The sequence below is a fragment of the Mesorhizobium sp. M7A.F.Ca.US.014.04.1.1 genome, assembly GCF_003998745.1.
Lineage (GTDB): Bacteria > Pseudomonadota > Alphaproteobacteria > Rhizobiales > Rhizobiaceae > Mesorhizobium > Mesorhizobium ciceri.
In genome coordinates this window covers 1-7,871 of sequence record NZ_RZRW01000266.1, presented here as the reverse complement: position 1 = coordinate 7,871, position 7,871 = coordinate 1, and the positions used below count along the sequence as shown (strand labels likewise).

8 protein-coding genes and 1 pseudogene are annotated in these 7,871 nt (G+C 62.8%); all 9 read right to left on the bottom strand.

Annotated elements, in window-relative coordinates; genetic code table 11:
* Positions 1–302, bottom strand: a 302-nt coding sequence (locus tag EOA22_RS18265; protein WP_164755610.1) for a helix-turn-helix transcriptional regulator, incomplete at its 3' end; no start/stop codon positions are given.
* A 142-nt stretch (positions 303–444) separates the two neighbouring features.
* A complete protein-coding gene (gene lnt / locus EOA22_RS18260; RefSeq protein ID WP_063169993.1) occupies positions 445–2,037 on the bottom strand; it encodes an apolipoprotein N-acyltransferase in 1,593 nt (530 codons plus the stop codon).
* Positions 2,038–2,138: 101 nt separating this feature from the next.
* Positions 2,139–2,609, bottom strand: a pseudogene (locus EOA22_RS18255) (VOC family protein).
* A 16-nt stretch (positions 2,610–2,625) separates the two neighbouring features.
* Positions 2,626–3,756 carry a hemolysin family protein gene (locus EOA22_RS18250; protein ID WP_063169992.1) on the bottom strand — a complete coding sequence of 377 codons (1,131 nt, stop codon included), beginning with the start codon at positions 3,754–3,756 and terminating at the stop codon, positions 2,626–2,628.
* A 28-nt stretch (positions 3,757–3,784) separates the two neighbouring features.
* Positions 3,785–4,285, bottom strand: a complete 501-nt coding sequence (gene ybeY, locus EOA22_RS18245; protein ID WP_013527905.1) for an rRNA maturation RNase YbeY — start codon at positions 4,283–4,285, stop codon at positions 3,785–3,787.
* Between the two features lie 18 nt (positions 4,286–4,303).
* Entirely contained in the window at positions 4,304–5,296 is a 993-nt protein-coding gene (locus EOA22_RS18240; RefSeq protein ID WP_023758127.1) for a PhoH family protein, read from the bottom strand.
* A gap of 83 nt (positions 5,297–5,379) precedes the next feature.
* Positions 5,380–6,750, bottom strand: coding sequence for a tRNA (N6-isopentenyl adenosine(37)-C2)-methylthiotransferase MiaB (gene miaB, locus EOA22_RS18235; RefSeq protein ID WP_244514371.1), 1,371 nt, complete (start codon positions 6,748–6,750; stop codon positions 5,380–5,382).
* 113 nt (positions 6,751–6,863) lie between these two features.
* Positions 6,864–7,664 carry a 1-acyl-sn-glycerol-3-phosphate acyltransferase gene (locus tag EOA22_RS18230; protein ID WP_063169990.1) on the bottom strand — a complete coding sequence of 267 codons (801 nt, stop codon included), beginning with the start codon at positions 7,662–7,664 and terminating at the stop codon, positions 6,864–6,866.
* Positions 7,665–7,685: 21 nt separating this feature from the next.
* Positions 7,686–7,871, bottom strand: a 186-nt coding sequence (locus EOA22_RS18225; protein WP_348629495.1) for a GNAT family N-acetyltransferase, incomplete at its 5' end; no start/stop codon positions are given.

Here is a 7,871-nt window from a genome sequence, read left to right as displayed (position 1 = left end):
AATTCGACAGCGAAAGCCATCGAGGCGTCCTCGGCAAATCCACGGCCCGCCACAGGCTCCTGGCCGGGCGCATCCTCAAAAAAGAAAGCGACAGGCACGCCGAGTATGGACGCGATCGCCTGCAGACGGCTGGCGCCGACGCGGTTGGTGCCCTTTTCATATTTCTGAATCTGTTGAAATGTGATGCCGAGGTTTTCTCCCAGCTTTTCCTGGCTCATTCCAAGCATGTTGCGGCGAAGCCGAATGCGACTGCCAACATGGATGTCGATCGGATTCGGTTTCTTCTTGTTATCTTCTGTCATTTTTTCCTCGCCGAATTTTTTCGGCTTTCTCTATTTTTTTTCCTGCCCAAACAAAGCCGGAGGCAACTGCCCCAACAGAACGATCCACCGGCTTCGAGAAATTTTCAGGCACTTACAGTATGAGTTTCTAATGTGTTGGCTGTCAATTCACCCGTAGCCTTTGCCTTACGTTCAACAGCGCTGCCCCAACGGCAAACAGCAACATGATCAGCATTCCGTTAATGCGCCGTTGGCCGGGAGATATGAGCGCCTGTCCGGAAATCGGTATGTGGGCATCGATGGCGCCGCGCGCGTCGATAGCAAGCGCATCGACGATGCGCCCGCGCGGATCGACGACGGCCGAGATGCCGTTGTTGGCGGCACGCACCAATGGCAATCCATTTTCCACCGCACGGATCTGGGCCTGCCTGAAATGCTGATACGGACCCGGCGTGTCGCCGAACCACGCATCATTGGTAACGTTCACAATAAGCTGCGCTGACGCAGCGTCAACTGCCACAAGATCGGGAAAGATCACCTCATAACAGATAAATGGCAGCGCACGGATGCCGTCGGGTAGCGTGATGGCGTGCCGCTCATTGCCGGCCGCGAAACTCATCGGCCCGGCAACCAGTTGCTCGATGCCGAAACGCTGGAGCAGATCGGCGAAAGGCAGGTATTCGCCGAACGGCACCAGGTGAACCTTGTCGACGGCGTCCGTGATTTCACCCTTGTCGTCGATCGCCACCACGGAGTTGTAGTAGCGGCTGTCGGCATTTGCGGCCGAGCCGCCTTCCTCGCGGACGACGCCGGCAATCAGCATCTGGCCGGGTCCGAGCATATCCCCCAGCGCCGTCAATGCGTCCGGACGCTCGGTGAAGAGGAACGGCACCGAGGTTTCGGGCCACAGGATCAGTTGCGGCTTTTGATGGCCTGGATCCGGCGCCTTGCCCGAGAGCCCCATCAGGACCGCGAAGATGCGGTCGCGCACCGAGGCATCCCATTTTTCCGACAGGTCCACGGCCGGCTGGACAATGCGGACATCCAGGCTGCGTGAAGCTGGCGATTCGGGAGCGGCAAGCCTGATATAGCCGAAGCCGACATGGGCAGCGACGAGCACGACAAACAGTGCCGCGCCGAGGCGCAGGTGCCGACGTGCCGCCAGCAGTGCCGGCAGTGCGAAGACGAACACCGCGAGCGCGTTCATGCCGATCATGCCCGTCACCGAGACGCTCTGCATCAGCAGCGGCACGGGCATGGCCGCGTAGCCGACGGCATTCCAGGGAAAACCGGTGAACAGGAAATCGCGCAGCCATTCCGCCAGGCCGAAGCCGAAGGCAAGGGCGGCGATGCGGCCAATGTCGTTGCTCCACAGCAGCCGGGCAACGATTGCCGCAAAGCCGTAGAAAAAGGCGAGCATGAAAGGAATGCCGACCACCGCGAAGGGAAGCGCCCAGGCAAAGCTGTCGGCCTCGACCAGCAGCGCCGAGCCGATCCACCAGAGGCCGGCGAGGAAATAGCCGAAACCGAACCACCAACCGACGGCGAAAGCCGGCCGCAGACGCCGGAACAGACTGCCTGAAGCTTCGCCGGTGGCGCCGTCGAGCAGCCAGACCAGCAGCGGGAACGAGACGAAACAGGCGGCGAAGAAGTCGTAAGGCGCCTGCCCAAGCACCGCGAGGGCGCCTGCGAGAAACGCCACGAGCGCACGCCGCCAACCCCAAAGCAGAATTATCCGGCCGGTGAGGCGCTCCATGCATACTTCCGAGTCGCGAATCAGGACACAAGATTTAACAGGCTGCGCTCCGCGCTCCAAACGGCGCATGGGCTAGCTGAGATGCACAGCTCCGGCCCTGCCTACCGGTGCCAACCCTCGATTTGAACGCCCCCCAGCCGCTCGGCCTCCTCGCGCTGAACCGAACGGATGGTCTGCGTGAAGGTCCAGACATGGCCCTCGGGGTCGCGTGCACGATACTGGCGCTCACCCTAGAACTGATCCGCCGGCTCCTGGATTATATCAGCGTCGAGCGCCCGCGCCTGCTCGCAATGCGCATCCAGGCCACCCTTCAGCCTGACATAGATCGACTGCGTGTTCTTGCCCGAGAGCGAAGCCGGGCTGGCGACGTAATCGCTCCATTCGGAATCGACGATGATGTAGCTGTCGCCGAACCGCATCTCTGCATGGATGAGCTTTCCCTCGGCATCGCTGACCACCATGCTGCGCTCGAAGCCGAAAGCCGCCTCGAGCCAGTCCAGCGCGGCATGCGGATCCTTGTAGAAAACACCAGAGCCCAGACTTGGATGCTTGAACGGGTCGTCGATAGTCATCGTGCGAGCGAAACGCTCACGCCTGTTCGGTGCGCGCCGTGGCACGCCGGCGACGCTCACCCTTCTGGCTCTGCACGATGCGCACGCGCTTGACGCGGCGCGGATCAGCGTCGAGGACGTGAAATTCGAAACCGGGTATGGCCTGCACCACCTCGCCGCGGGCCGGAACACGGCCAAGCGTGTTGAAAATCATGCCGCCGATGGTGTCGACATATTCGCCATGTTCACCGGCGGCGAAATCCCCGCCGATCATCTTGGCGACGTCGTCGATCTCGGCCTTGCCATCGACGATGAACACGCCGTCGCCGCTCTGGGTGATCATTGGCTCGTCGTCGTCATGCTCGTCCTCGATGTCGCCGACCACCATCTCGACGATGTCTTCCAGCGAGGCAAGGCCGTCGGTGCCGCCATATTCATCGATGACCAGCGCCATTTGCGTGCGCGTCGTCTGCATGCGAGCCATCAGGTCGGAGGCGAGCATCGACGGCGGCACGAACAGCACCGGGCGGATCAGATTGAGGTCGCCAATGGTGCGTGCGAGATCGACCTGGGCGAGATCGAGAACCGTGGCGACGGGTGCTTTCCTGGTCGAGCGGCCCTTCTTGACGCGCGCGATCTTGGTGATGTGGGCCAGCACATCACGGATATGGACCATGCCGCGCGGATCATCGAGGGTCTCTGAATAGACCGGCATGCGGGAATGGCCGGATTGCTCGAAGGTGCCCAGCAGATCGCCGAGCGTCGTCGTGATTTCGACCCCTTGAATGTCGGCGCGCGGTACCATGACGTCCTCGACGCGCACTTCGCGCAGCCGCAGGATGTTGTTGAGCATGGCGCGTTCGCCGGGCGAGAAGGCGCCGGCATCGCTCGTTGTCTCGGCAAGCGCGCCGGCGATTTCCTCCCGCAGGCTGGTTCCGTTGCGTTGCCTGAACAGGCCAAGAACGCGGTCGAACAGGGAGGGACCGGCAGGCGATGTCTCGCTGGCAGCGCTGCCGATGCTGGCAGCACCAGAGGTGCCGGCAGCAGCAGAGGTACTGCTAGCACCAGAGGCAACGGTACTCGGACTTGATCCCTCTTCCGACGTATCGGAAGCCTTGGTTGCACTGCCGGCGTCGGGGCGGGCGGCAGTCTCTGGTTTGTCGTTCATCGTCGTCCGGTCAATTGGTCAGATGTAGTTACGCGTAGGGGTCGGGAATGGCAAGCCTTGCAAGCGCCGCGCGTTCGACGGCTTCCATCGCCTCGGCCTCGGCCTCGGTCTCGTGATCGTAGCCCAGCAGATGCAGCAGGCCGTGGATGACGAGATGGGTGATATGGTTCTCGACAGGCTTGTCTTCCAGTACCGCTTCATGGGCGACCGTTTCGGCGGCCAGCACGATGTCGCCCAGCATCGGCGGCAACGGACCGCCCTGCGCAAACGGAAAAGCCGGGAAAGACAAGACGTTGGTCGGTTTGTCCTTGCCGCGCCAGCCGGCGTTGAGAACCTGGATATGGGCGTCGTCGGAAAAAACGAGACTGAGTTCGGAACGGCCCGCCACGCCGGTTTCGGCAAAAGCCGCCTTAACGGCCCGATCGACCAGCCGCGTCAGGCTTGCCTCGTCGGGCCAGTTGCCCGCCTCAACCGCTATGTCGATGTCGACGGGAATATTCCCGTCGCCGGATATTATGTCCTCAGGCATGAAGCCGCATCGCCAACATCAATTCTCGGCGCCGAGGCCACGCGCCAGCTTGGCGTCCCGGTCGTAGGCCCTGACGATTTCCGCCACCAGCGGATGGCGAACCACGTCGCCGTCGTTGAAGCGCACGGTGACCGCGCCCGCCACGCCGTCCAGCACCCGCAAGGCTTCGACCAGACCCGATTTGGTGTTCGAGGGAAGGTCGATCTGGGTCGGATCGCCGGTGACGATCATGCGCGAGTTTTCGCCCAGACGCGTCAGGAACATCTTCATCTGCATCGGCGTGGTGTTCTGCGCCTCGTCGAGGATAACGGCGGCATGCGCCAGCGTGCGGCCGCGCATGAAGGCAAGCGGCGCGATTTCGATCACTTCGGCGGCAATGGCGCGCTCGACCTTGTCGGCCGGCATCATGTCGTAGAGCGCGTCATAGAGCGGCCGCAGATAGGGATCGACCTTCTCCTTCATGTCGCCGGGCAGGAAGCCCAGCCGCTCGCCGGCCTCGACCGCCGGCCGCGAGAGAATGATGCGCTCGACCATGCCGCGCTCGAGCAGCATCGCCGCGTGCGCCACCGCCAGGTAGGTCTTGCCGGTGCCGGCCGGGCCGATGCCGAACACCAGTTCCGACCGTTCAAGCGCCCGCATGTAGGCGTCCTGGTTGAGCGAACGGGCATAGATCGTCTTCTTGCGGGTGGCGATCTGGGCGGCGGAGACCTTGCCCTTGCGTTCCAGCGTTGGCAGGGTCAACTGATCGTCGGCGGCAATCGCCATGCGCACGGCGCCGTCAACGTCGGACTGGCCGATATCGACGCCTTTCTGGAGAATGCCGTAAAGATTGTCCAGGGCGCGGCGCGCCTGCTCGGCGGCAGAAGCGGACCCTTTGATGGTCAGCTGGTTGCCGCGTGAGCGGATGTCGACGCCAAGCTTCTGCTCGAGCCGGGCGAGGTTTTCGTCGAACTGACCATAGAGGGCGCTGGCAAGCTTGTTGTTGTCGAAAGTCAGAACGATGTGCGCCATGTCAGAAGCCCCAGATGCCGGTACCGGGGGCAGGTTCTTCAGCTCTGCTGCGCTCAACCGTCTCTCCTCATCTGCCGAGACCCTCAGGCCAATTCGGCGAACAGGCTGTTGTAGCCCGTCTTCGTGATTCGCACCTGGATAATGTCACCGATTTCGCCGGCCTTTTCATCAACAATAACCGGCTGCAGCCAAGGTGAGCGGCCTACCTTCTGGCCGGCCTGGCGGCCGGGCTTCTCGATCAGCGTGTCGATGGTGCTGCCGATGAGGCTCAAGCCGAAGTCCTGCTGCTGCTTCACAAGCAGAGCCTGCAGCCGCTGCAGGCGCTCGTCCTTGACCGTTTCCGGCACATGATCGGCCATTTCGGCGCCTGGCGTGCCGGGGCGCGGCGAATATTTGAAGGAGAAGGCCGAGGCGTAATTCACCTGACGCACCAGCTCCATGGTCGCCTCGAAATCCGCTTCTGTCTCGCCGGGAAAGCCGACGATGAAGTCGCCGGAAAGCGCGATGTCAGGCCGGGCAGTGCGGATACGGTCGAGCAGCGCCAGATAATCCCTCGCCGTGTGCCGGCGATTCATCGCCTTGAGGATGCGGTCGGAGCCCGATTGCACCGGCAGATGCAGATAGGGCATCAACGCCGGCAGATCGCGATGGGCCGCTATCAACTCGTCATCCATGTCGCGCGGGTGGCTGGTGGTGTAGCGCAGACGCGCCAGCCCGGGGATTTCGGCCAGCCTGAACAGCAGGCGGCCAAGGCCCCACTCGTGGCCGTTCTCGCCCTGGCCATGCCAGGCATTGACGTTCTGGCCAAGCAGCGTCACTTCGCGCACCCCGGCTTCAGCCAGGCGCTCAGCCTCCGCGACAATCTGCGCCACCGGCCGGGAAACTTCGGAGCCTCTGGTATAGGGCACGACGCAGAAGGTGCAGAACTTGTCGCAGCCTTCCTGCACGGTGAGGAAGGCGGTGACGCCGCGCTTGATGACCTCGGCGCGCTTGGACTGCGGCAGATGCTCGAACTTGTCCTCGATGGCGTAGTCGGTCTCGACGATCTTTTCGCCGCCGCGCACCCGCGCCAGCACGTCGGGGAGCCGGTGATAAGTCTGCGGGCCGATGACCAGGTCGACGGCCGGCGAACGGCGGATGATCTCGGCGCCTTCGGCCTGCGCCACGCAGCCGGCGACGCCGACCAGCATCTCGCGGCCGGCCAGGGCACGCTCGGCTTTCATGTCGCGGATACGGCCGAGCTCGGAATAGACCTTTTCGGCCGCCTTCTCCCTGATATGACAGGTGTTCAGCAGCACCAGGTCCGCCTCGCCAATGGCATCGGTCGCGGAATAGCCGTCGGCAGCCAGCGCATCGGCCATACGCTGCGAATCATAGACGTTCATCTGGCAGCCATAGGTCTTGATGAAGACTTTTTTCGCTGCCGTGGAAAGCACTGCCGGCTGTCCAGCCATAGTGCCGATGTCGTCGCTTTCTATCGTGTTCAAGTCCATAAGGCGGCTTCTAACGCCTTTCCGTGACAAAAAACAGACGATTCTCGGCCCGCGCCAGCAAGGGCATGCCGGGGCTAGCGGCTCGGCCGCGGGTCGGCAAGCGCCGCCTGCATCATCTCACGCACCTGGCTTTCCATCAGTTTCGACGTCTCCTTGCGGTTCGAACCCTTGGAAAAGGCGATTGCCTCGCCGAAATGCACCTCGACGTCGAGCGCGCCCTCCGCCAGCAATACCTTGAGATGCGGCATCAAATCCTCATCGCCGATCCAGGCGGCAAGCGGGCGATGCCGGCGGCCGAGCGGCACGCCGTGCAGACGCGTATAGGCGATCGCCACCGGCTGGATGAACACCTGTTCCGCCGCGCCTTCCGAAATCGCCATCGAGGCGGCGCCGAACAGCGTGCTCTTGAACGGCAGGACCATATTGCCGTCGCCGGTCGAGCCCTCGGCAAACAGCACCATCGCATCGCCCTTGGCCATGCGGCTGGCAATCTCGCTTGCCTGGTCGCCCGACGAACGCTTGCGCTCGCGCTCGATGAACACGGTACGCTGCAGCTTCGAAAGCATGCCGATCAGCGGCCAGCCTTCCATATCAGCCCTGGCGATGAATTTTACGTCGGCAAAAGAGCCGAGCACCATGATGTCGGTCCAGGAGATGTGATTGGACGCAACCAGCAGCGGGCGCTTGTCGGACAGCGTCCCCTTGACATGGATGCGCATGCCGAGCGCCCTGATGATCAGCCTGTGCCAGATCTTGAGGATGAAGGTTTCCGGCCACCAGCCGGTCTTCATCGACAGTATCTGTAACGGCACGAGGACCAGCGAACCGGCGACAACGAGGCCCAGCGCCAGGAAAATCCTGATTTTCTTGATCATCGCCCCATCCCGGCCGTCTCGCTAGCGAAGATCGCGGCGCATGACAAGCGCGCCGGTCGGTCCGTGTTCGGCCGACCTGTAGTAATTCGGCCGCTTGCCGACCTCGCGGAAGCCCAGCCGGCGATAAAGCGCGATCGCCGCGACATTAGTCTCGTCGACCTCGAGGAACAGCGCTTCGGCGCGCTGCGCGTACAGTTCGCGCAACAC